This window comes from Shinella sp. GW821-FHT11G07 (assembly GCF_058808115.1).
Map to the genome: position 1 here is coordinate 479763 of NZ_JBXARJ010000003.1, position 22286 is coordinate 502048.

The window sequence follows — 22286 nt, forward strand, 5'->3', positions numbered from 1 at the left end:
ATCGCGCTGCCGGCCGGGCCGGCGCCAATCCACCCGCCAAGAAGACAGGTCCCCATGTCCCTCACGACACCCTATTATCTGATCGACAAGTCGAAGCTCATCGCCAACATGGAAAAGATCGCGCGCCTGCGCGACCTTTCCGGCGCCAAGGCGCTGCTCGCGCTGAAATGCTTCGCCACCTGGTCGGTCTTCGATCTGATGCGCGACTACATGGACGGCACGACCTCCTCGTCGCTCAACGAAGTGCGCCTCGGCCATGAGCGTTTCGGCAAGGAAACGCACGCCTATTCCGTCGCCTATGCCGACTACGAGATCGACGAGGTCATCAGCCACGCCGACAAGATCATCTTCAACTCGGTGAGCCAGCTCGATCGTTTCGGCGAGAAGGCATCCGGCATCGTGCGGGGCCTTCGCCTCAATCCCGGTATCTCCTCCTCCACCTTCGACCTCGCCGACCCGGCCCGCCCGTTCTCGCGGCTGGGCGAATGGGATGTGAAGCAGGTGGAACCCGTGATGGACCGCATTTCCGGCTTCATGATCCACAACAATTGCGAGAACGGCGATTTCGACCTGTTCGACCGCATGCTCGGCACGATCGAGGAGAAGTTCGCGCCGCTCTTGAAGAAGGCCGAATGGGTGAGCCTCGGCGGCGGCATCCACTTCACGGGCGAAACCTATCCGCTGGAAAAATTCGCCGAGCGGCTGAAGCGGTTCTCCGGCGACTACGGCGTGCAGGTCTATCTGGAGCCGGGCGAAGCCTCGATCACCAAATCCACCACGCTGGAAGTGACGGTGCTCGACACGCTGAACAACGGCAAGGACCTCGCCATCGTCGACAGTTCGATCGAGGCCCACATGCTGGACCTCTTGATCTACCGGGAGAACGCCAAGCTTTCACCGAACACCGGGCCGCACCGCACCATGGTCTGCGGCAAGTCGTGCCTCGCCGGCGATATTTTCGGCGAGTTCAATTTCGAGGCCCCGCTGAAGGTCGGCGACCGCATCTCCATCCAGGATGCAGCCGGCTACACGATGGTCAAGAAGAACTGGTTCAACGGCGTGAAAATGCCGGCGATCGCCATCCGCGAACTGGACGGCAGCATCACAACGGTCCGCGAATTCACCTACGCGGACTACGAAGAAAGCCTCTCCTGAGGCGATACGGGTAGAAGGAGATATCCCCCGATATGAAAAAGAACGTCCTCATCATCGGCGCCGGCGGCGTCGCACAGGTGGTCGCGCACAAGTGCGCCCAGAACAACGACGTGCTCGGCGATATCCATATCGCGTCGCGCACCAAGGCGAAGTGCGAAAAGATCATCGCGTCGGTCCATGAGAAGAAGGCGATGAAACAGCCGGGCGTGCTCGAAGGCCATGCGCTCGACGCGCTCGACATCGAGGCGACCAAGGCGCTCATCACGTCCACGAAGTCTGAGATCGTTATCAATGTCGGCACCGCCTTCCTCAACATGTCGGTGCTGCGCGCCTGCATGGATACGGGCGTCGCCTATATCGACACCGCGATTCACGAAGAGCCGGGCAAGATCTGCGAGACGCCGCCGTGGTACGGGAACTACGAGTGGAAGCGCGCCGCCGAATGCGAAGAGAAGGGCATCACCGCCATTCTCGGCGCCGGTTTCGATCCGGGCGTGGTCAACGCCTATGCCAAGCTCGCCAAGGACGAATATCTCGACACGGTGACCGACGTCGATATTGTCGACATCAATGCGGGCAGCCATGGCAAGTACTTCGCCACGAACTTCGACCCGGAAATCAATTTCCGCGAATTCACCGGCGTCGTCTATTCTTGGCAGGATGGCCAGTGGCAGACCAACCAGATGTTCGAGATCGGCAAGGACTACGACCTGCCGGTCGTCGGCACGCGCCGCGCCTATCTCTGCGGCCATGACGAAGTGCATTCGCTGGCGAAGAACATGGATGGCGCGAATGTGCGCTTCTGGATGGGTTTTGGCGACCACTACATCAACGTCTTCACCGTGCTGAAGAACCTCGGCCTGCTCTCCGAACAGCCGGTCAAGACCGCCGAGGGGCTTGAGGTCGTGCCGCTCAAGGTCGTCAAGGCGGTCCTGCCGGATCCGTCGTCGCTTGCGCCGAACTACGAAGGCAAGACCTGCATCGGCGACTACGTGAAGGGCATGAAGGACGGCAAGGAAAAGACCGTCTTCATCTACAACGTGGCCGACCACAAGGAAGCCTATGAGGAAGTTGGTTCGCAGGGCATTTCCTATACCGCCGGCGTGCCGCCGGTCGCAGCAGCAATGCTGGTCGCCACCGGCGAGTGGGATGTGAAGAAGATGGCCAACATCGAAGAGTTGGCGCCAAAACCCTTCATCAACCTGCTCAACGGCATGGGCCTGCCCACCCGCATCCAGGACGAAGACGGCGACCGCGCCGTCAGCTTCTAAGCCTGAAAACACCGGCCGCGCCTCGTGCGCGGCCGGTGTCTTTTCGCCGGCGGCCCTTGGTCCGCGGCCACGCCCTTCCGGCCCCTCCCCGAAAAACACATCGAAACCAGCCACATCCGGTTCATGGCTTCGCTTTGAACCGTTGCGCCATCCTGCGTCCGCGCACCTACCATGACAGTGAAATATCACAGCCTTGACACGTCAAAAAATAGCTTTATAACTTAGCTATATTACAAACAATCGCTAGGGAGGACAGGCGATGGACGAGCGGCAGTTCCGCAATGCGCTTGCCGAATACGTGACGGGCGTGACCATCGTCACGGCGCTATCGAAATCGGGCGAGAAGATCGGCATGACGATGACCTCGTTCAACACGGTCTCGCTCGATCCGCCGCTCGTGCTGTTTTCCGTCGGCGTCAAGGCACTGAGCCTTGATGCGCTGCGCGAGGCGGATGCCTATGTGGTGAACATCCTCGCCCGCACGCAGGAGAACCTCTCCAACCAGTTCGCCCGCGCTTCGAGCGACAAGTGGGCCGGCGTGCACCACACCGAGGGCCACAAGGGCGCGCCGCGGCTGACCAATGCCATCGCCCAGTTCGAATGCGAGCCCTATGCCTGCCATGAAGGCGGCGACCACCTGATCTTCCTCGGCCGCGTCATCAATTTCCGCACGTCCGATACGGCGGCCGAGCCGCTGCTGTTCTTCCGCGGCCGCTACCACAGCGTCGCCGGCCCGCGCATCGATGTCGATGCCTGGCCCCTGCCCCTGCATTACTGAAACCCTCTGGAGGATGCATACTATGAGCGAGTCCGAACCCAAATCCGGCAAGGAGCACCTTGCTAGCCTGCGCGATGGCCGCGAGATTTTCATCAATGGCGCCCGTGTCAATGACGTGACGACGCATGACGCCTTTTCCAATGTCGCGCGCTCGGTCGAAAAGATGTTCGACTTCGCGAAGGCCCCAGAAAATGCCGAGCTGATGACCTATGCGACGCCGGAAGGCGGCCGCGCCAACCGCATCTGGGAACTGCCCGGCAGCTACCAGGAACTGGTCAAGCGCCGCGCCGGCCTTGAAGCCTGGACCGGCCTGCATGGCGGCTTCCTAGGCCGCGCGCCTGATCATGTCGCCTCCTGCATCGCCGGCATGTATATGGGCCGCGACGTCTTCGAGGACTACAACCCGAAATTCGCGCGCAACCTCGCCGACTATTACAAATATGCCCGCGACAACGACCTCTATCTCACCTACGTCATCATCAACCCGCAGGCCGACCGCTCGAAGAATGCCGCCGAGCAGGCCGATCCGTTCCTGACGGCCGGCGTGGTCGATCGCGACGCGGAAGGCATCACCGTGCGCGGCGCAAAAATGCTGGCGACCGGCGGTGTCGTCGCCAACGAAGTCTTCGTCACCTGCATCCAGCCGCTGAAGGCGGGTGAAGAGAACTACGCGCTGTCCTTCGCCATTCCGATGAATGCCAAGGGCCTGAAGATCCTGTCGCGCAAGTCCTATGAGGCAGCCTCGCCCTCGGTCTTCGACAATCCGCTGGCGAGCCGCTTCGACGAGAACGACGCCGTGCTCTATTTCGATGACGTGAAGGTTCCGTGGGACCGCGTCTTCATCGATGGCGATGTCGCCATGTGCGCCAAGCAGTTCCATGCGACGCCGGCCCATGTCTACCAGAACTACCAGGCGATGATCCGCCTGTCGGTCAAGCTGCGTTTCCTCGTCGGCATTGCCAAGCGCACCACCGACGTCAACGGCATCTCGCAGTTCCCGCAGGTGCGCGAAATGCTTGGCCAGCTCGCCGCCGAGGCCGGCATGGTGGACGCGTTGGTCGCCGCGATGGAAGCCAAGGGCAAGCAGGTCGGCGCCTATTTCGTGCCGGATGCTGCAACGCTCTACAGCGCGCAGGTGCTGACCCAGCAGCTCTATCCGAAGATCCTGAATACGCTGCGCGAACTTGCCGGTGGCGGCATGATCATGCTGCCCTCCTCGGTCGACGATTTCGGCAATCCGGAACTGGCGCGCCTCATCGACAAGACGCAGCAGTCGCCGGCTGCTTCCTCGCGGGACCGTGTCAAATTCTACAAGCTCGCCTGGGATGCCGTCGGCTCCGAGTTCGGCTCGCGCCATCACCAGTACGAGATGTTCTATGCCGGCGCGACCTTCGTGACGAAGAACCACGCCTTCCGCACCTACGACTGGTCCGCCGCCGACGGCCTGCTGCAGAACATGCTCGATTCCTATTCGCTCGAGGACAGCCTGAAGGCCGCCGAGGCAGCCTGACGCCGTTCTTCGCGGGCGTGCCTTCCGGCGCGCCCGCTCTCCCGCTTTCAACCACAGGAGGACCCGATGCCGGTCAACAAGAAACACGACGAATTCTACACACTCGACATGACGACAGGCTGGGAAGTGCCCGTTGGCTATCCGCAGGGCATCAAGCAGAAGATCATTTCCGGTGCCCTCGATGAGGAGAACCGTGGCGGGACGCGCACGCGCCTCCTGAAGTTCGATCCGGGCGTCTTCACCACCAAGCCGTTCGAGCATGAATATTGGGAAGAGGTTTATCTCGTCTCCGGCGACCTGACGGTCGGCAACGACGAGAACGGCGATGGCGGCGAGACTTTCCCGCCCAACACCTATGCCTGCCGCCCACCGCATGCGCCGCATGGCCCCTTCAAGTCGGAGAAGGGCTGCATGCTGCTCGAAATCCACTATTTTGATCCGGTCTGATTCGGGCATAGGCAGGAGATAAGCAATGCGCGCAACACTGAACGAACTTGCGGCCGATCTGGCGACGGGCAAGATCACGTCGTCGCAACTGGTCGAAGGGTCGCTCGCGCGCATTGCCGATGAGACAGGCGAAGGCGCACGCGCCTTCGTCAAGGTCCATGCGGACAAGGCCCGGACCGCGGCGAAGGCCGCCGACGACCTGCGCAAGGCTGGCCTCGCCCCCTCGCGCTTCGCCGGCATTCCGATTGCGGTGAAGGACCTGTTCGACCTCTCGGGCGACCCCACCCCCGCCGGCTCGAAAGTGCTGGCGAATGCAGCGCCCGCCGAGGCCGATGCGCCCGCTATCGCGCGCCTCAAAGCCGCAGGCTTTGTCGTCGTCGGCCGCAACAACATGACCGAATTCGCCTTTTCCGGCGTCGGCATCAACCCGCATTATGGCACGCCGGCCAATCCCTATGACCGCGCCACCGGTCGCATTCCCGGCGGCTCCTCCTCGGGTGCTGCCGTTTCCGTCGCAGATGGCATGGCGGCTGCTGCAATCGGCTCGGACACCGGCGGCTCCTGCCGCATCCCGGCAGCGCTCTGCGGCATCGTCGGCTACAAGCCGACGGCCAGCGCCGTTCCGCTCAAAGGCGCTCTGCCGCTCTCCTTCACGCTCGATTCCATCGGCCCGCTGGCCAACAGCGTCGACTGCTGCGCCAGCCTGCATGAAATCCTGAGCGGCACGTCACTGGATGGCGAAGCCGCGCGCTCCGTCGCCGGCCTGCGCATCGCCGTGCCGCAATCCGTCGTCTTCGATGGTATCGAGCCGCATGTCGCCAAAACCTTCGAAGCGGCAATAAAGCGCCTCGCCGATGCCGGCGCCATCGTGACGGAAATTCCGCTCAGGGAATTCGAGATGGTCGGCCGCATCAACGGCAAGGGCGGCTTCCCGGCCCCCGAAGCGCTGTCCTGGCACCGCGACCTGCTGGAAGAGCACGGCGAGCAATACGACCAACGTGTGCGCGCCCGCATCCTGCGCGCCAAGGAGCAGACGGCGGCGGACTATATCGACATGCTGCACCTGCGCCGCGCCTATATCGAGGAAACGAACCGGGCGATCTCCGCCTACGACGTCCTCGCCATGCCGACCGTGCCGATGGTCGCCCCGGCCATCGCCACGCTGGAAGCCGATAACGACCTCTTCGTGAAGACCAACCTGACACTGCTGCGCAACCCCACACTGATCAACATGCTGGACGGCTGCTCGATCTCATTGCCCGCGCACGTCGAGGGCGAGGCTCCGGTCGGCCTGATGCTGGCGGCGGCCGGCGGGCGCGACGCGGCGCTGTTTGCCAATGCGCGGGCGGTGGAGACGGCGCTGCGGGGACGATAGCGCCTTCCACAAAGGTCATGCCATGAAGGAATGCCGCGGTTTGAATCGTTTCATCCCGTGGGCGCTGATTTGTCGAAACAGGTATTGACCCTCCACCTGATGGAGGCCGTAATGACCTCGCCATGGAAACGAAGTTCTACACGATTGGCGAAGTATCCAGCATTTCCGGGCAGTCGGTAAGGCGCATCCGCTTCTACTCCGACAAGGGCCTTTTGCCCCCAAGCCTGCGGACCGAAAGCAACTATCGCATCTACACCGACACAGACCTTGCGAAGCTTGAGCTCATCCGAGCGCTTCGCGAGGCCGGCGTCGGGCTGGAACTGATCGGCAATCTGTTCCGCCAAAAGCTTTCCCTTGGCGAGTTGCTGCAAACGCGGCTCGATATCCTCGAGGCGGAGATTACCTCCAAGCAGCGGGTGGCGGGCGTTCTGCGTGCTGTTCTTCGTTTTCCAAACCCGTCCGACGAGGACCTCAGAAGGATTTGGACCATGAGCAAACACAGCCATCGGCAAATGCAGACCCTTGTGGAGAATTTCATAGGCGTCATTGCAGAAGGTACCAAGCTTGACGGTGAACAGCGGCGCAGCCTCATCGAGGCCAGCGTGCCCACATTGCCCGATGATCCGACCGCCGAGCAGATCGAAGCCTGGGACGAGCTTTCCGCCCTGCTGGTCGACAGAGATTTCGCGCGCGAAATGCGCGTTGAAATGCAGGCGTTCTGGACAGGTGCGCTCGACCCCGCGGCCTATCAAGCCGCTTCGATCGAGGCCTATGAAGCGGCCAAAAACGGTGTCTCGACCGGCATTCGGCCGCGGAGTGCCGAAGCGCAGGCAATTGCGGAAACTTGGCTTGCAAAATCCGCTCTGGCGATGGGACGGGAGGCGGACCGTTCGTTCATCGACTGGCATGTCGCCCAGTATGACAAGAACGCCGGCCGAACCGCCCGCTATCGCGAGCTGCACGCCATTTTGCAGGGCAAACCGTTGGCCGAGGCCGACCTCAAAGCCTGGACCTGGCTCAATGATGCCTTGAAGGCGCTACCGGAGCGATAAGCGAACCGTTTTTGAAGCCGCCTCAAAACTGCCGGACGATGTTTTCCCTGAACGCCTCGATATGCTCGCGGATCGCCCTTTCCGCCTGATCGGGATCGCGCTTGCGGATGCCTTCCACCACCGCCGCATGCTGTTCGCAGACGCGCACATGGTGCTCGTTGGAGCGTAGCGAGATGAACCAGAGCCGTGTCGAACGGTCGTGCAGGTTGCCCATGATGTCCGGCAGCATGGAATTGCGCGAGCTTGTCGCAAGAAGGGCATGGAAGGCGCGGTCGAGGTTCATCATGGCCTCGATCGCGCGGTCCTTGGCGGCCTGCCAGGTGGCGTCGAGGTTCTCCGAAAGGCGGGCTAGATCGGCGGGCTCGGCCAGTTCCGCCACCTTTCGCACGCAGAACGCTTCGTTGACGAGGCGCACGTCGATGATGTCGAAGATTTCGTTCAGGCTGATGGGCTTCACCATGATGCCCTTGCGCGGCAGCACGTCGATCAGCCCGTCCGCCGCAAGCCGGTCGATGGCCTGGTGGACGGGGGTGCGGCCGATGTTGAGCTCGCTGCTCAGCATGCCTTCGCTCAGCACCTCGCCGGGCTTGAGGTCGCAGGTGATGATGCGGCGCTTGATGGCCTCATAGGCCGTATCACGCAGGGAAACGACGGGGTCGCCGCGCCTGCGCGGGGCGAGCGGTGCATCATCGGTCTCCGCAATCGCATCGGTCGTCGTTGTCATGTCCGCCTTCCTTCACTCGCCGCCCGTGAGGGTCGGCAGGCCGATTAGTATCGACTTGCCGGTCCGAGACAAGCGGGGCGCCTGTAGCAATTCCGGTGAAAATCGGCTCAGCGGAAGTGCTACAGGATTTTGTTTCTACCGCATTGTCCGACGCTGAAGCGATGCCGCTTCGGCTGGAAATGCTCCAGCAGGGAATCACCCCGCGATGGGCAACGTCTTCACGTCATAGCCGAAAGCGATCTTGCGTTGCAAAACCGGATCCTCCAGTTCGCCCTCGAAGCGCGTGCCCGGGCGCACGCCGCCGATAGCTGGCATGGTGCCGCCGAACATGGCGGTGCCGTCGGGAAGCGTTCCATCCGTCGCCCAGCCACCGATCAGGTTCGCCGGCGCCAGAAGGCCTGAGAGGCGACCCTCCTGATAGAGCACGCGCACGCCGTCGATGACCGCATGGCTGCGCAGGATCAGGTCGTCCCAATGGTCCGCCACCTCCTCGAAGGGCCAGACGGTGGTAGCGACCGGCTTATCGCAGACCTGCTTGGAGACGGTGACACCATAGGCCTCGACCTTGCGATCGGTGTGGTCGGAGCCGACGCCGACATGCAGCTTGCCGTCCTTGGCGATCAGGAGGGCCTCCACCTCACCACTGCCGGCCCCGCCGACGTCTTCGATGGCCTCAGCCGTGGACAGCCGCGCGGCGGCGACGCGGTAATAGGTCGGCGTTGCGGCGGGGCGGGCGATGCCAAGCGCCTCCAGCTCACGGATGTGATGCTCCATCGCCTCCTTGTTGCGGCCGGCCCAGCCGGCGATCACCAGATTTTCGACGTCGATGGTGACCGGTGCGCGGCCGTCGCGGCTTTCCAGCGTGAGATTGAGTGTCGTCATGCGCAGTTACTCCCTAGACAGCCGTCCCGGCTACTTGTTAACATCGCTTTGCTACAAAATTAAATGTCAGTGATATTTCACTGCAGTTTTATCTTGCATATGAAATGCGATTACGCAATCATCAAAAACAGAGCGCTGGACGAGGAAAACCGACGCCGAATTCAGCTCCGGAGCACCGCTCCGGGCGGCGATGCCGCATGGCCGAAAACAACCGGAACCCGGCGCAACCCGGGCCAACAAGAGGGAATGAGATGATCAGCTACCGAAAAATTCTTTGCTCGGCTGTCGCGGCCGCCGCCTTGCTCGCCGGCCCGGCGCTGGCTGAGGAAAAGCCGGCTTCGCTTGGCGTCGGCGTGTTTAGTTTCACCTCCGGCGGCACCGCCGCCTATGGCAAGCCGGGCCGCGATGCCGCCGAACTGATGATCGAGCGCATCAACGCCAAGGGCGGCATCGGCGGGGTGCCGCTCTCTGCCACCTATGTCGACGAGGGCCAGGGCACCGAGGGCGTGATCGCCGAATACCGCAAGCTTGCAGGTGATGCCGCAACCCAGGTGATGATCGCCGCCCTGTCCTCCGGCAATTGCATGGCGCTTGCCCCGGTCAGCAACCAGATGAAGATCCCGACCGTCGGCTGGAACTGCGACACGCACCAGCTCTACCTCAAGGACGCTCACCCCTATTTCTTCCGGCCGAACGGCAATACCGTGCCGGAGTTCGTCGCCTATGCGGCCTATCTCATCGCCGTGAAGCCCGATGTGAAGCGCATCGCCATCATCAACCCGGACTATGCCTTCGGTCATGACGCGGCAAAGATTTTTACGACCGCCATCAAGGCGTTCAAGCCGGACGTGGAAGTCGTCGCCGAACTGTTTCCGAAACTCGGCGCCGGCACCTACCAGACGGAAATTTCGCGTCTGACGGCCGCCCGTCCCGATGTGATCTTCTCCAATCTCTGGGGTGGCGACCTCGAAAACTTCGTGCGTCAGGCGAGCCCGCGCGGCCTCTTCCGCTCTTCCCAGGCGGTCCTCGCACTTGGCGAATCCTCCATGCAGAACGTGCAGATCCCCGAGGGCGTGATCGTCGGCGTGCTGGGTGACGGCTGGTGGATGTCGCCGGATGCGGCCGCCAATCCGGAGACCAGGGAATTCGCCGATGCCTACAAGGCGAAGTACGGCAAGTGGCCGGTCTTTCCGGCGATGAAGATGGCCAACAGCTTCCTCTACGTGCAGGCCGCCTACGACAAGGCGATGGCCGGCAATGGCGGCAAGTGGCCCACCCGCGAAGAGGTGGCTAGCGCCATGAAGGGCAGCGAAGTCAAGACGCTGACCGGCACGATGCAGACCCGCGCGGACAATGACGGCGTGGTCGACCAGATCATCGGCGTCACCGCCAAGGCAGACGGCCATGACGGTCCGGTCATCGGCGACATGGTGCGCTACAAGGGCGCCGACCTGATGCCGCCGGCCGGCGAGGATCCGATCGCCTGGATCGGCACGCTTTCGGCCGACCTGCCCGCCAAGCTGCCGCAGCCGGGTTCCTACAAGTAAGCACGCCACAGCCGGCGCGGGGTTTTGCCCCGCGCCCTCCATCAAGCGCATGCGCAGGATGCCGTGCGCGCGGGGTCACAAAATGTTCGAAACCATCGTCCCTCTTCTCATCGACGGTCTGGCGAATGCGGCGCTCATCTTCCTGGTCGCCGTCGGCCTCACCCTCGTCTTCAGCGTGCTGCGCGTGCTCAACGTCGCGCATGGCAGCTTCTATTCGATCGGCGCCTATGCGGCCGCTTCGCTCGGTCTCTGGGTCGTCGGCGCGGGCCTGCCCGGCTGGTTGACCTTCGTCAGCCTGGTGCTGAGTGCCGCGCTGGTCGCCGTCATCGTCGGTCCGGTGATCGAGCGCACGCTGATCCGCTGGACCTACGGCAAGTCGGAGGCGGTGCAGATCCTCGTCACCTTCGGCCTGTTCCTCATCCTCGAAGACCTGCAGCGCATCGTCTTCGGGGTCGATTCGTTCTACGAGGACACGCCGGTGCAGCTGCTCGGCTCCATCGAGATCGGCGGTGTGGTCTACCTCACCTACCAGCTCTTGCTGATCCTGCTTGCCGCCGCACTGTTCGTCGGCCTGAAGCTCTTCATCGGCCATACGCGCATCGGCAAGCTGATCGCCGCCGTCGTCGCCGACCGTGAAATCTCGCAGGCGATGGGCATCAACACCAACCGCGTCTTCATGATCGCCTTCAGCCTCGGCGTGTTTCTCGCAGCCCTTGGCGGCGCGCTCACCGTGCCACAGGCCGGCGTTTCGCCGGGGCTCGGCGCCGATACGATGGTGCTCGCCTTCGCGGTCGCCGCCATCGGCGGGCTCGGCAAGATCGAGGGGGCGGCGGTCGCCGCCGTCATCGTGGCGCTCGCCCGGGTACTCGCCATCTATTTCGCCCCCGAACTCGACGCGGTTGCCCCCTATCTGGTGATGCTGCTCGTGCTTCTGGTCCGTCCTTACGGCCTGTTCGGCTCCGCAACGACGAGAAAGATCTGACCATGCCTCTCCTTCCCCTCGCTAGCGGCGCCATCATTGCCCTCGTCGCGGCCACCTTCGCCTTTCCCTGGCTCGAATTCGTGCTGACGCTCGCGATCGCCAAGGGTCTCGCCGCCCTCGGCGTCGCGATCCTGCTGCGCGGCGGGCTGATCTCCATCGGTCATGCCATGTTCTTCGCGGTCGGCGCCTATGCCACGGCCTTCGCCATGCGGGATTTCGGCATCACCGATGTCTTCGCCCTGATCCTGATTTCCGCAATCATCTCGCTTGCCGCGGGCCTGCTGATCGGCGTCTATGTGGTGCGCTACCGCGCCATCTTCTTCGCCATGCTGAACCTGGCGATTTCCATGGTGCTGTTCTCGCTGCTCTCCAAATTCTATGGCGTCACCGGCGGCACAGACGGCCTGCGCGTCGGCACCCCAACCGTGCTCGGCATGGTGCTCGAAGCCAAGGCCGTTGCGACCTTCCTGTTCTACGCGTCGCTTGCCGCGATGGTTCTCGCCGGCCTTGCCGTCAACGCCTATTTCAAGAGCCCGCTCGGCGAGGCGTTGTCGGCCGTGCACACCAATGAAATCCGCCTCGAATATCTCGGCATTCCGGTGCGCGGCGTGCTGCTCGTCGCCTATGGGCTCTCGGCGCTGCTCGCCGGCATCGGCGGTACATTTGCCGCCATGACCATCGGCCATGTGCTGCCCGACATGGCCTATTGGACAGATTCCGGCCATCTCGTGCTCGTCGCCGTGCTCGGCGGCATCAGCGGCATTGGCGGCCCCTTCGTCGGCGCCGTCTTCCTCGAACTTGTGCACACGCTCGCCGCCGGCGTCACCGATGCCTGGAACATGATCGTCGGTGCCGCCCTGCTTGGCGTCATCTTCTTCATGCCCAAGGGCCTGATCGGCTTCCTGCGTCCGGCCAAGAAGGGAGACACCGCATGACCGTGCTTCTCGAAGCAAAGAACCTGCACATCACCTTCGGCGCGGTCAAAGCCGCCAACGGCGTGGACCTGCATATCGACGAGGGTGAATTCCTCGCCATCATCGGCCCGAACGGTTCCGGTAAGACGACCTTCCTCAACCTCTGCACCGGCTATATCCGGCCATCCGAGGGCGAGGTCTACCTCGACGGCAAGCCGATCACCCGCCTGCCGCCGCGCACCATCGCCCGCAAGGGCATTGCCCGCGCCTTCCAGATCCCGCAGCTCTTCCTCGACCAAACCGTGCTCACCAACCTGATGCTGGCGATCGCCTCACGCGAGGGCGTTTGGCAGATCGGCAAGGCGCTCGACCGCCCGGCCTATCGCGACGAGGCCATGGCGCTGCTGGCCATGTTCAACCTAGCCGATTGCGCGCCCACACTCGCCTCGACGCTGCCGGAAGGCCGGCGCAAGCTGGTGGATATCGCGATTGCGCTCGCGCTAAAACCCCGGCTGGTGCTGCTCGACGAGCCGACCAGCGGCGTCAGCGCGCTGGAGCGGTTTGCGCTGATGGAAACGCTGATGGGCGCGCTTCGCCAGGCGAAGGTTTCCGCCCTCTTCGTCGAGCACGACATGGATGTCGTCGAGCGTTATGCGGACCGCGTCGTCGTCTGGGAAGCGGGCCGGGTAATGGCGGAAGGCAAGCCGGAAACCGTGTTCAAGGATGCCCGCGTCATCGAAAACGTGATTGGAGTGGCCTGATGCTGACCGTCTCTTCCCTCAACGTCTCGCTGGCGGGCGCAAAAATCCTGCGCGACGTCACCTTTTCGCTGAAATCCGGTGCGACCACCGTACTGATCGGCCGTAACGGTGCCGGCAAGACCACGCTGCTGCGCGCCATCATGGGACTCACGCCGGCCGAATCCGGCTCAGTCACCCTCGAAGGCAAGCAGCTGTTGCCGCTGCCCGCCTTCGCCCGCGCCCCTGCCGGCATCGGCTATGCGCCGGAAGACCGCCGACTGATCCCGGAGTTTTCCGTCGAGGACAATATCATCCTGCCCGGGCAGGCGCTGAAGCTACCGCCGGGCGAAATCAAAAGCCGCCTGGAAAAGGTCTATGCGCTGCTGCCCGAACTGCACACCATGCGGGCGCGTCCCGGCAACGGCGTTTCCGGCGGCCAGGGCAAGATGGTGGCGCTCGGCCGGGCGCTGATGGTGGCGGAAAAGCTGCTGATGCTCGACGAGCCCTTCCAGGGCCTCGCCCCGGCGCTGGCGCTCGACTATGCCCGCACGCTCTCGCGGTTGCGGGAGACCATGCGCGATCTCACCCTGCTGATCACCGAATCCAGCCCGAACCTGCTGAAATCGGTGGCGGACGAGACGCTGCTCATCGAGCGCGGCGCCGTCACGCTTCAGTCGCGTGAATCGGAAGCAGCGTGATCGCGCCAATCGAGCGGGTTCGACGCCCGCTCTGCCTCCTTTGTTTTGACAGCAGTTACCCTATATACCGGTTTCAGCTAGGTATTTCGCAAAGCTGAAGGACGCTTTTATGCCAGTGACGATCAGCAGGCCCGAACTGCTTCAGGATGGCGACGATGCGCCCTTCCGCCAGATGATCCACGATGCGCTGGGCTTCGGCACCCGGCTGCTTGAGATCCGCAACCGGCTCGGCGAGGTGATCGGCCTTTCGGGACCGGCCTTCTCTATCCTCATCGCCATCGAGCACCTGTCCAAGGATGCCGATGTCGGCATCAGCCAGGTGAGCGATCACCTGCACCAGTCCGGCGCCTTCGTGACACTGGAGGTGGCGAAACTCGTGAAGGCCGGCCTCGTCGACAAGTTCGCCAACCCGGAAGACGGTCGCCGTGTCATCGTCGAGGTGACGGACAAGGCCCGCGCCCTGCTTGCCGAGCTTGCCGAAACCCAGCGCCCGGTCAACGACGCGATCTTCGCCGGGCTCGACCCCGATGAATTCCGCGCCTTCGCGAAGATCGCCGCGAAACTCGTCTCCGGCACGGAGGAAAGCCTGGCGCTGCTGCGCTATCTGGCCGAGCAGCGCCGCAGCCGCGCCTGATCCCGGCCACCGATGGAGGTGGGAGAATGAACCGGTATCCCATGTTCAGCCCGCAGCTTCTCGTCAGCTTCGTGGCCGTCTGCGAGACCATGAGTTTTACGCGCGCTGCCGACCGGGTGTCGCTCTCGCAATCGACCGTCAGCCAGCAGGTGCGTCGGCTGGAGGAGCTTCTGGGCAAGGCGCTGTTCGAGCGCACTTCCCACGAGGTGCGGTTGACCGAGGAAGGCATCAAGCTGTTGAGCTATGCCCGCCGCATCATCGCGCTCAACGAAGAAGCCCATGACGCGCTGACCGGCCCGTGGCGCGACGGCGTGCTGCGGCTCGGCATGCCGGAGGATTTTACCGTGCCGACGGTCGATCTGCTCGCCGCCTTCAAGCGCGAGCACCCGCATCTGCGGCTCGACGTGACCAGCGGGCTCAGCCCGGACCTGCACCGCGCCTATCTTCAGGAGGAGCTGGATCTCGTGCTCGTCAAGCAGCGCCGCGTGCACCTGCCGCGCGCCGCGCGGCCGGAACCGCTGCTCTGGCTCGACAGCCAGGAACACCCCGCCATCGAACAATCGCCGGTGCCGCTTGCCGTCTTCCCGGTCAACGGTCTCTACCGCGAGGAACTGTGCGGGACGCTCGATGGTCTTGGGATCCGCTGGCGCGTCGGCTATAGCGGCGGCGGGCTTGCAGCGCTTGCGGCGGCGTCTGCCGCCGGGCTCGGCGTCAGCCTGCTGCCGGCAGGTTGCCGACTGCCCGGGCACCGCGTGCTTGGTGCTGCCGAGCGCCTGCCGCCCATCGAGGATTTCGAGCTCGCCTTGTTCTATCGCGACAGTGCCGCGCCGCTGGCGCTCGACCTTGCCGAAAGGCTCATCGATTTTTGCGGTCTCAAACCCTAGTGACATTGGCAAATCGAATAGCCAGCATTTTCAAATGTCGCTGCCATGCGAAGACCGCGTTTCCTAGAATGATGCCATTCGATCCATGCACCATGACGAGGAAACGATGTTGCAGCACGCCGTATCGCAGAGCCGCCGGGCCTTTCTGAGCCGCACCGGCCAATTGACCACCGCCGCCGCCGTCGCTGGCCTCACCGGCATGAGCCATGAGGCGGCCGCCCAGACCACGGCTTGCGAGGAGGATGCCACGGTGACATCCGTGAAGGACAGCCATTACCTGCTCGCCGACGTTCGGCTGGAGGAAGGTTTCGAGAAGGACGGCGATGTCATCGTCGCCACGCGCACGGCGCTCTACACGCTGGAAATCAAGGACGGCAAGATCGCCGCGCTGCATGCGGCCGGCGCTACCTTGCCCACCGGCCTGCCGAGCTATCAGGCGAACGGCCAGCTCGCGCTGCCCACCATGCGCGACATGCACATCCATCTCGACAAGACGTTTTACGGCGGTCCGTGGCAGGCACCGCGGCCGCGCCAGGGCAAGACGATCATGGATATGATCGCGCTGGAGGAAAAGCTGCTTCCGAAGTTGCTGCCGACCTCCGTCGAGCGCGCCGAGGGGCTGATCGCCCTCGTGCAATCCAAGGGCAGCACGGTTGCCCGCAGCCATTGCAACATCGACCCGGTGAGCGGCCTCAAAAGCCTAGAACACCTGAAGATCGCACTGGAAAAGCACAGGCAGGACTTCGTCTGCGAGATCGTCGCCTTCCCGCAGCACGGCCTCTTGCATTCCAAAGTCGACGGGCTGATGCGCGAAGCCATGCAGATGGGCGTCGAATATATCGGCGGCCTCGACCCGACCAATGTCGACAGCGCCATGGAAAAGTCGCTCGACGCGATGTTCCAGATCGCGCTCGATACCGGCAAGGGCGTCGACATCCACCTGCATGAGACGAGCCCGGCGGGTGTCGCGGCGGTCAACTACATGATCGACACGGTAGAGAAAAACCCGGCGCTCAAAGGCAAGGTGACGATCAGCCACGCCTTCGCGCTGACGACGCTCTCGCCCGAGCAATTGGACGAGACGGCCGGACGGCTTGCCGCAAACGGAATGACAATCGCCTCGACAGTGCCGATCGGCGGCCTGATGATGCCGCTGCCGAAGCTCACCGAAAAGGGCGTCTTCATCATGACCGGCACCGACAGCGTGATCGACCACTGGTCGCCCTTCGGCAGCGGCGACATGCTGGAAAAGGCCTATCTCTATGCCCAGCTCTATCGCGGCTCGGACGAGTACCACCTGTCCCGCTCGCTCGCCATCTCCACCGGCGGCATCCTGCCGCTCGACAAGGACGGCAACCGCGCCTGGCCGAAGGCCGGCGACGAGGCCGGCTTCTCGCTGACCAGCGCCAGCTGCTCGGCCGAAGCCGTCGCCCGCGTCTCCGCCCGTAATGCGACCTTCCACAAGGGACGCCTGGTCTCCGGCGGCGTCGGCAAGGCCTGATCCATCGTCGACCGAATTCTGTGACGGCGGCCGTGTCCTCGCGGCCGCCGTTTTGTTTTACGCGGTTGCCAGGTCACGGCCGCCCCTGCGCCCAAACGGCACAGCACAACCTGGACCGCCCCAGCAGTGCATCTCACCTATATTTTGACCACGCAAATACACAACTATAGGAAGATTTCGGCTGCATGGAAGCCTCGCTCTGAAGCTCCGCCTTTCCTTGGACCCTGTTTCCTCACCTCAAAATTCCCCCTGTAGTGGCTGCACAAAACAAGTAACCTCATAGGTGGTAATCCTACGAAAAATTGCATCACCGTGCTACGCAACAAACCGCGAAGCCTGCATGACAGGTGAATGCATGTCCTCAAAATTTATTGATATTTATACATTAAATCCTCTAAACGCTTCTTCAGTCGTACAGCCTCTCAACAAGTCTTCTTCGTTAAAATACTATTAAAATTTTAGCAGTTAACCAGATATTCACGATCTTCTTAACTCCATAGGTGGTATAAAATACATTACCTCAACCGGAGGTGACGTATCATGCCAGATACCGACAAGAATTTTTACGGAAAACCCGACTCGGCAAACACACTTATTGGTAGAGTTTGGCCAAAATCCGACAGGGCATATTCCGAAACAGCTGGAGACACCGCATCTTCACTGGCTTCTGGGAACAGGCATCCTGACTGGCAGCCGGAAAATTGCGTTAGACCGGAGGGCGGACCGCCCCTGCCGCACACGCTTCCGGCCGTGCCGCAGGCCCAGCTTGGAGGGTTGACGATCGCCGCGGTCGACCGGGCGCGCGCCGCTGCCCTGATGATCGCCGCGGCGCGCCGGCACCGCCGCCACGGCCGCCCGCTCTATTTCACCTCGGCGAACGGAGAGGTCATCGCCCGGGTGAATTCGGACCGGGCCATTGCCGGCCTGTTCCGCGAGGCCGACCAGATCCTTGCCGATGGCCAGCCGCTGGTTTTTGCCTCCCGGTGGCTGTGCCGGCAAAAGCTGCCCGAGCGCGTCGCCACCACCGATCTCTTCCACGACGTCGCCCGGCTTGCGGAAAGGGAGGGCGTAACGTTTTACCTGCTCGGCGCGACGGAGGCGCAAAACATGCGGGCCGCCGCGATCGTCCGGCAGCTTTATCCCGCACTCACCCTTGTCGGCCATTGTCACGGCTACCTCACCGGCCTGGCGCTCGCGGCGAAGATCGACGAAATCAACGTGCTGGCACCGGATATCCTGTGGCTCGGGCTTGGCGTGCCGCGCGAGCAGATTTTCATGCGCGATTTTGGCGATCGGCTCGGCAATGTCGGCGTGGTCAAGACCGCCGGCGGGCTCTTCGACCATCTCACCGCAAAGGTGCCGCGGGCGCCGCTGTGGATGCAGCAGGCCGGCTTCGAATGGTTCTGGCGCATGCTGATGGAGCCGCGCCGGCTGTTCTGGCGCTACCTGACGACCAATCCACGCGCCCTCTACGCTATCCTGAGGTACTCCAAATGAGCAGCGAACACACGGCCAAACCCGAAAACACCAAGCCGGGCGCGGAGATCGCCGTCGTGGGCGGCGGGCTCGCCGGCACGCTCGCCGCCTATCTGCTGGGACGCGCCGGCCATGCCGTCACGCTGATCGACCGCCATCGCAATTTTCCCCGAACCTTCCGCAGTGAAAAGCTCGGCCCTGGGGAGATCGAGGTCTTTAAACGCATCGGTCTTTCTGCAGCCATCGCCGCAAGGGCGGTATCCTACGACGAGACCGTCAACATGCGCCGGGGGCAGGTGGTGGACCGCACACATGCCCGGCATTTCGGCATCCTCTACCACGATCTCATCGAGGCGATCCGGACCGAGATGCCGCAAGGCGTCCGCTTCGTTCAGGGCCAGGTGCGCGAGGTGAAAGCCGGCGCGCGACGGCAGCGAATCGCGATCGTCGGCCATGAGGAGGTGACCGCGCGGCTCCTGGTTCTCGCAACGGGAACGGGCGATACCCTGCGGCGCGACCTCGGCATATCGCGCCGGATCATCCGGCCACGCCAGTCGGTTGCTTTCGGCTTCAACCTCTGCCCGACGGGTGCCGGTGGTTTCAGGCATACGGCGGTGACCTTGTATGGCGAGCGGGTGTCCGACGGGATCGACTATCTCAGCCTGTTTCCGGTCGCCGGCGCGACGCGGGCCAACCTCTTCGTCTATCGCGACCGCGGCGATTCCTGGGTCCGGGCGCTGCGTGAGCGGCCGAAGGAGACGCTGGGCGCCGCCTTCCCGGGACTTGCCGGGGCCATCGGCGACTTCGAGGTCGAGGGCCCGGTCGACAGCTGGATCACCGACATCGCTGTCGCCGAAAATTATCGGCAGGACGGCGTCGTGCTTATCGGCGATGCGTTCCAGACCACCTGCCCGGCGACCGGAACGGGTGTCGCCCGTCTTCTGACCGACGTGGAGCGGTTGTGTGGCAGCTACATCCCTCGCTGGACAGGCCATAATGTGATGACGGCCGCCGACCTTGCGGCCTTCTACGACGACGCCGAAAAGCGGAGGATGGACGCCTATGCGCTTGCAATGGCAGACTTCCGCCGCCGCCTGACAATCGGGACGGAGATGGAGTGGCGGCTGCGCCGGCAATACCATTTCGCGCTCCGCCGCGTGCTGAACGGGATCGACCGGCTGAGCCCGGCTCTTGTCGGCAGGCTGCGCCAACTCTGGGGGTCGCAGTCGAGGCACAACGTGCCATCGGCCGTCTGACCGCCTTCAGGAACCGAAGACGACGAACTCGGTGAAGGCCAGATCGCCTGGTGATGGCGGGTTCGGACCCTTGAAATATTTTGGCCCAATCTCGGCAAAGTAGCGCCCGACAAGCCCCGTCACCGGGCCATTGGAATCGACGAGGCAGATCAACTGGCCCTTGCGCAACAGATGACGGCCAAGCGCGCCGGCATGCTGGCTGAGGTCGGCATGGGAACGGCAATAGATGACCTGACTGCACGGCACGAGGCCTTTCAGCACCCGCCGCGTCTTGAAAACGAAGGGAGAGGCCAGCCCGTCGCGGATGCAGATGAGCGCACGGCACCCCATCGCTGCATGCTGCAGCAGCATCTCCTGCTCGTCCTGCGGCAACAGTGCAAGTTCCGGCGCGTCCGGCCGCGCTTCGACGACCTGCACAGGCTTGCCGGTGGAGCTGAGTATCGGCAGGAAGGCGAGTTGGCCGTCGGCGAACCGCTTGAAACGCAGGGCTTCCGTTACCTTCAGCGTGACGGGCGCGGGCGTGATGCTGAGATAGGTCACCTCCTTGCGCCGCATCGCCGTCATGACCAGCTTGAGGGCATAGGAACGAAAATCCTCGTCGACAGCCCAGCTCGAGAGATTGCAACGCACGGCATCGCCCTGCCCGAGTGCCGGAAAATAAAGCGTCAGCATGACGCCGACGATGCGGCCGGCGCTGTCCAGAACATAGCCGTATTGCGGAAAATCCCCGACCGGCCGGCGCCGCGCCATGCGGGCCAACGCCTCGTCCCAGTGTTTTCTCGGGCGTTCGGGAAAGCCCCGGCCGAGGCAATCGATGACCGCCTGCCAATCTGCTTGCATAATCGGCCTGCAGGTAAGGCCTTCCGGTAGGGCACCCAACGCGCTCATAGCGGGCTCCAATTTGCAATTATAGGAGTTTAATACTCACACACACTCTTTAAAATTGTGTATTCTTTTGTTCCCTTCACCCTTCGCGTGCTTCTCCCGGATCTGGGTGCCAAGCGAAACGCCGACCAGCAGCAGACAGAAACCGAGAGCCAGGGGCGAGAAAAAGGCCTCTTCCTGCAGAACGGCATTTGCCGAAATCGTCACGATCGCCACGAAGGCGAACAGGAAGTCCGGATTGTCCGTTTCCAGCAGCCGCCTGCCGGCCGTCGTGGCAAGGGCTGCCAGGAAGCCGAAGAACATGAAGCTGCCGACGCCCATCTGGTAGAGCATGACGCCGACGGCGCTTTCAACGGGCACAGCCGCCGCCCCCTCGCCCTGCGCCCTGTCCCAATCAAGGTTGACGCTGGTGCTCGACAGATTGCCACCGATGCCGAGCCCCTGCCCCAGCGGGTTGGCGAGAAATTCCCGGACCCCGGCGATCAGGCCGAGTACGTGATAGTCGCCATGCCTTGCGCCATAGACGGTGGCCGCCACCGTCCACGTTGCGGCAAGCAGGACGACACCCGCCAGTGTCAGCCTGGCACGGGATGGGCGATAGAACAGGCGGCTCGCCAGCGCGACCATCAGCAGGAAGGCAGCACCCTTGGAGCCGATGACGAGAAGGATGGGAAAGGCCGCCAGCGGCAACAGCCAGCGCCCGCGAAAGAGCAGCCAGGAGGACAACAGGCTGAGCGCGTAGGCATAGCTGATCGGATGGAAATTCGGCCCGCCGTTGCGGAAGATGCGGGGCAAGGCATCGCCGAAGAAGGCCGTATTGAAGAAGGTCGCCGTCATGGTGTCTTCGAGGCCGCGCAGCACGAATCCGGTCTCCCGCAACGCCTTCTCCCAGACGCCTGCCTCGATCTGTTCCTTGAGGCCACGCTGGATATACAGATCGCCATGGAACAGGCCGAGAAAATCCATCTGGAAAATCTGCTCGAGATAACCATACCCGACGGCCACGGTGCAGAGGCAGATCATGCAGGCGCGCAGGTCGATCCGGTAAAGGCTGGCGGCAAGGATGGCGATGTGGAAGCAGGCGACCGGCGTGATCGTGTTGCGGAAATAGATGATGGCATCCTTCGGCCCGCCGCGCACGGCGCCAAGCAGCAGGTAGACGCCAATCACGCCGCAGAGCAGGAAGCTGAATTGCAGCCACGGCCGCAGCTCCTGGAACACGCGGACGCGGGCCTGCAGGGAAGCCGCTGCGAACAGGCCGGAGGCGGTCATCAGGATGACGAAATTGGCGCCGCGCAGCGCGTCGAACGTGGTGTCATCCGGCACGAAGGGGGTGAACCAGGCGACCACCAGGTTCTGGAACAGGAAGGCGCAGGCGATGACCACCGGAATACCAGCCGGCAGGGAGACCGTGAGGACGATCATCAGGAGAAAGGTCGCGGCAAAGCCGAACGGTGTCCACACTGCGAAAGCGGCGACGGATGTGATGATGGCGAGGAAGGCGACGGCGAGATGAAACAGCGCGTCGGAACGTGTTGCACTCCCCGATGGCCGTGTCAGCGCCGCGTCCGTCAT

Annotated in this window: 21 protein-coding genes; 17 read left to right on the forward strand and 4 right to left on the reverse strand. The window is 63.2% G+C overall.

Annotated elements, in window-relative coordinates:
* Positions 1-54: 54 nt before the first annotated feature.
* The 7 genes from AC1RT2_RS08810 (at position 55) to AC1RT2_RS08840 (ending at position 7588) form a co-directional block, all read left to right on the forward strand.
* A complete protein-coding gene (locus AC1RT2_RS08810) occupies positions 55-1155 on the forward strand; it encodes a carboxynorspermidine decarboxylase (protein ID WP_493101156.1) in 1101 nt (366 codons plus the stop codon).
* A 32-nt stretch (positions 1156-1187) separates the two neighbouring features.
* Positions 1188-2426 (forward strand): saccharopine dehydrogenase family protein, encoded by a 1239-nt coding sequence (locus AC1RT2_RS08815; RefSeq protein WP_493101158.1) that lies wholly within the window; start codon positions 1188-1190, stop codon positions 2424-2426.
* A 259-nt stretch (positions 2427-2685) separates the two neighbouring features.
* Positions 2686-3204 carry a flavin reductase family protein gene (locus AC1RT2_RS08820; protein WP_493101161.1) on the forward strand — a complete coding sequence of 173 codons (519 nt, stop codon included), beginning with the start codon at positions 2686-2688 and terminating at the stop codon, positions 3202-3204.
* 22 nt (positions 3205-3226) lie between these two features.
* Positions 3227-4714 carry a 4-hydroxyphenylacetate 3-hydroxylase family protein gene (locus tag AC1RT2_RS08825; RefSeq protein WP_493101163.1) on the forward strand — a complete coding sequence of 496 codons (1488 nt, stop codon included), beginning with the start codon at positions 3227-3229 and terminating at the stop codon, positions 4712-4714.
* A 66-nt stretch (positions 4715-4780) separates the two neighbouring features.
* On the forward strand, positions 4781-5161 hold the full coding sequence (locus AC1RT2_RS08830; protein ID WP_493101166.1) for a cupin domain-containing protein: 381 nt from the start codon (positions 4781-4783) through the stop codon (positions 5159-5161).
* Between the two features lie 25 nt (positions 5162-5186).
* Entirely contained in the window at positions 5187-6536 is a 1350-nt protein-coding gene (locus AC1RT2_RS08835) for an amidase (protein ID WP_493101168.1), read from the forward strand.
* Between the two features lie 122 nt (positions 6537-6658).
* Positions 6659-7588: a MerR family transcriptional regulator gene (locus tag AC1RT2_RS08840; protein ID WP_493101170.1), complete on the forward strand. Its 930-nt coding sequence runs from the start codon at positions 6659-6661 to the stop codon at positions 7586-7588.
* A 22-nt stretch (positions 7589-7610) separates the two neighbouring features.
* On the opposite strand, the gene AC1RT2_RS08845 is transcribed toward AC1RT2_RS08840, so the two are convergent.
* On the reverse strand, positions 7611-8312 hold the full coding sequence (locus AC1RT2_RS08845) for a GntR family transcriptional regulator (RefSeq protein ID WP_257948056.1): 702 nt from the start codon (positions 8310-8312) through the stop codon (positions 7611-7613).
* A gap of 195 nt (positions 8313-8507) precedes the next feature.
* Positions 8508-9194: a DUF2848 domain-containing protein gene (locus AC1RT2_RS08850; protein ID WP_493101172.1), complete on the reverse strand. Its 687-nt coding sequence runs from the start codon at positions 9192-9194 to the stop codon at positions 8508-8510.
* Positions 9195-9445: 251 nt separating this feature from the next.
* Here AC1RT2_RS08850 and AC1RT2_RS08855 point away from each other — a divergent pair, with 251 nt between their 5' ends.
* The 10 genes from AC1RT2_RS08855 (at position 9446) to AC1RT2_RS08900 (ending at position 19826) form a co-directional block, all read left to right on the forward strand.
* Positions 9446-10741, forward strand: a complete 1296-nt coding sequence (locus AC1RT2_RS08855; RefSeq protein ID WP_493101174.1) for an ABC transporter substrate-binding protein — start codon at positions 9446-9448, stop codon at positions 10739-10741.
* 82 nt (positions 10742-10823) lie between these two features.
* A complete protein-coding gene (locus AC1RT2_RS08860) occupies positions 10824-11723 on the forward strand; it encodes a branched-chain amino acid ABC transporter permease (RefSeq protein ID WP_493101176.1) in 900 nt (299 codons plus the stop codon).
* Positions 11724-11725: 2 nt separating this feature from the next.
* On the forward strand, positions 11726-12658 hold the full coding sequence (locus AC1RT2_RS08865; protein WP_493101178.1) for a branched-chain amino acid ABC transporter permease: 933 nt from the start codon (positions 11726-11728) through the stop codon (positions 12656-12658).
* Positions 12655-13398 (forward strand): ABC transporter ATP-binding protein, encoded by a 744-nt coding sequence (locus AC1RT2_RS08870; RefSeq protein ID WP_493101180.1) that lies wholly within the window; start codon positions 12655-12657, stop codon positions 13396-13398. The genes AC1RT2_RS08865 and AC1RT2_RS08870 overlap by 4 nt, the downstream gene beginning before the upstream one ends.
* A complete protein-coding gene (locus AC1RT2_RS08875; protein ID WP_493101182.1) occupies positions 13398-14075 on the forward strand; it encodes an ABC transporter ATP-binding protein in 678 nt (225 codons plus the stop codon). The genes AC1RT2_RS08870 and AC1RT2_RS08875 overlap by 1 nt, the downstream gene beginning before the upstream one ends.
* Before the next feature lie 109 nt (positions 14076-14184).
* Entirely contained in the window at positions 14185-14709 is a 525-nt protein-coding gene (locus AC1RT2_RS08880; RefSeq protein WP_444798680.1) for a MarR family winged helix-turn-helix transcriptional regulator, read from the forward strand.
* Between the two features lie 26 nt (positions 14710-14735).
* Complete coding sequence (locus tag AC1RT2_RS08885; protein WP_493101184.1) at positions 14736-15593, forward strand: LysR family transcriptional regulator; 858 nt, start codon at positions 14736-14738, stop codon at positions 15591-15593.
* Between the two features lie 106 nt (positions 15594-15699).
* Entirely contained in the window at positions 15700-17094 is a 1395-nt protein-coding gene (locus AC1RT2_RS08890) for an amidohydrolase family protein (RefSeq protein WP_493101186.1), read from the forward strand.
* Between the two features lie 729 nt (positions 17095-17823).
* Entirely contained in the window at positions 17824-18591 is a 768-nt protein-coding gene (locus tag AC1RT2_RS08895) for a WecB/TagA/CpsF family glycosyltransferase (RefSeq protein ID WP_493101270.1), read from the forward strand.
* The gene (locus AC1RT2_RS08900) at positions 18588-19826 is read left to right on the forward strand and encodes an FAD-dependent oxidoreductase (RefSeq protein WP_493101188.1); all 1239 of its coding nucleotides are present in this window, start codon (positions 18588-18590) and stop codon (positions 19824-19826) included. Before AC1RT2_RS08895 ends, AC1RT2_RS08900 begins: the two co-directional genes overlap by 4 nt.
* 6 nt (positions 19827-19832) lie before the next feature.
* Here the strand turns inward: AC1RT2_RS08900 and AC1RT2_RS08905 are convergent, their stop codons facing one another.
* Both AC1RT2_RS08905 and AC1RT2_RS08910 read right to left on the reverse strand, forming a co-directional pair.
* The gene (locus AC1RT2_RS08905) at positions 19833-20666 is read right to left on the reverse strand and encodes a hypothetical protein (RefSeq protein WP_493101190.1); all 834 of its coding nucleotides are present in this window, start codon (positions 20664-20666) and stop codon (positions 19833-19835) included.
* 84 nt (positions 20667-20750) lie between these two features.
* Complete coding sequence (locus AC1RT2_RS08910; protein ID WP_493101192.1) at positions 20751-22286, reverse strand: hypothetical protein; 1536 nt, start codon at positions 22284-22286, stop codon at positions 20751-20753.

Excerpts from the sequence above, each read along its gene's own strand:
- AC1RT2_RS08885 (WP_493101184.1), top strand. The coding sequence starts at position 14,736 with ATGAACCGGTATCCCATGTTCAGCCCGCAGCTTCTCGTCAGCTTCGTG.
- AC1RT2_RS08825 (WP_493101163.1), top strand. The coding sequence starts at position 3,227 with ATGAGCGAGTCCGAACCCAAATCCGGCAAGGAGCACCTTGCTAGCCTG.
- AC1RT2_RS08845 (WP_257948056.1), bottom strand. The coding sequence starts at position 8,312 with ATGACAACGACGACCGATGCGATTGCGGAGACCGATGATGCACCGCTC.
- AC1RT2_RS08860 (WP_493101176.1), top strand. The coding sequence starts at position 10,824 with ATGTTCGAAACCATCGTCCCTCTTCTCATCGACGGTCTGGCGAATGCG.
- AC1RT2_RS08830 (WP_493101166.1), top strand. The coding sequence starts at position 4,781 with ATGCCGGTCAACAAGAAACACGACGAATTCTACACACTCGACATGACG.
- AC1RT2_RS08870 (WP_493101180.1), top strand. The coding sequence starts at position 12,655 with ATGACCGTGCTTCTCGAAGCAAAGAACCTGCACATCACCTTCGGCGCG.
- AC1RT2_RS08850 (WP_493101172.1), bottom strand. The coding sequence starts at position 9,194 with ATGACGACACTCAATCTCACGCTGGAAAGCCGCGACGGCCGCGCACCG.
- AC1RT2_RS08835 (WP_493101168.1), top strand. The coding sequence starts at position 5,187 with ATGCGCGCAACACTGAACGAACTTGCGGCCGATCTGGCGACGGGCAAG.
- AC1RT2_RS08890 (WP_493101186.1), top strand. The coding sequence starts at position 15,700 with ATGTTGCAGCACGCCGTATCGCAGAGCCGCCGGGCCTTTCTGAGCCGC.
- AC1RT2_RS08900 (WP_493101188.1), top strand. The coding sequence starts at position 18,588 with ATGAGCAGCGAACACACGGCCAAACCCGAAAACACCAAGCCGGGCGCG.
- AC1RT2_RS08840 (WP_493101170.1), top strand. The coding sequence starts at position 6,659 with ATGGAAACGAAGTTCTACACGATTGGCGAAGTATCCAGCATTTCCGGG.
- AC1RT2_RS08880 (WP_444798680.1), top strand. The coding sequence starts at position 14,185 with ATGCCAGTGACGATCAGCAGGCCCGAACTGCTTCAGGATGGCGACGAT.
- AC1RT2_RS08905 (WP_493101190.1), bottom strand. The coding sequence starts at position 20,666 with ATGCAAGCAGATTGGCAGGCGGTCATCGATTGCCTCGGCCGGGGCTTT.
- AC1RT2_RS08865 (WP_493101178.1), top strand. The coding sequence starts at position 11,726 with ATGCCTCTCCTTCCCCTCGCTAGCGGCGCCATCATTGCCCTCGTCGCG.
- AC1RT2_RS08820 (WP_493101161.1), top strand. The coding sequence starts at position 2,686 with ATGGACGAGCGGCAGTTCCGCAATGCGCTTGCCGAATACGTGACGGGC.
- AC1RT2_RS08910 (WP_493101192.1), bottom strand. The coding sequence starts at position 22,286 with ATGACGGACGCGGCGCTGACACGGCCATCGGGGAGTGCAACACGTTCC.
- AC1RT2_RS08815 (WP_493101158.1), top strand. The coding sequence starts at position 1,188 with ATGAAAAAGAACGTCCTCATCATCGGCGCCGGCGGCGTCGCACAGGTG.
- AC1RT2_RS08810 (WP_493101156.1), top strand. The coding sequence starts at position 55 with ATGTCCCTCACGACACCCTATTATCTGATCGACAAGTCGAAGCTCATC.
- AC1RT2_RS08875 (WP_493101182.1), top strand. The coding sequence starts at position 13,398 with ATGCTGACCGTCTCTTCCCTCAACGTCTCGCTGGCGGGCGCAAAAATC.
- AC1RT2_RS08855 (WP_493101174.1), top strand. The coding sequence starts at position 9,446 with ATGATCAGCTACCGAAAAATTCTTTGCTCGGCTGTCGCGGCCGCCGCC.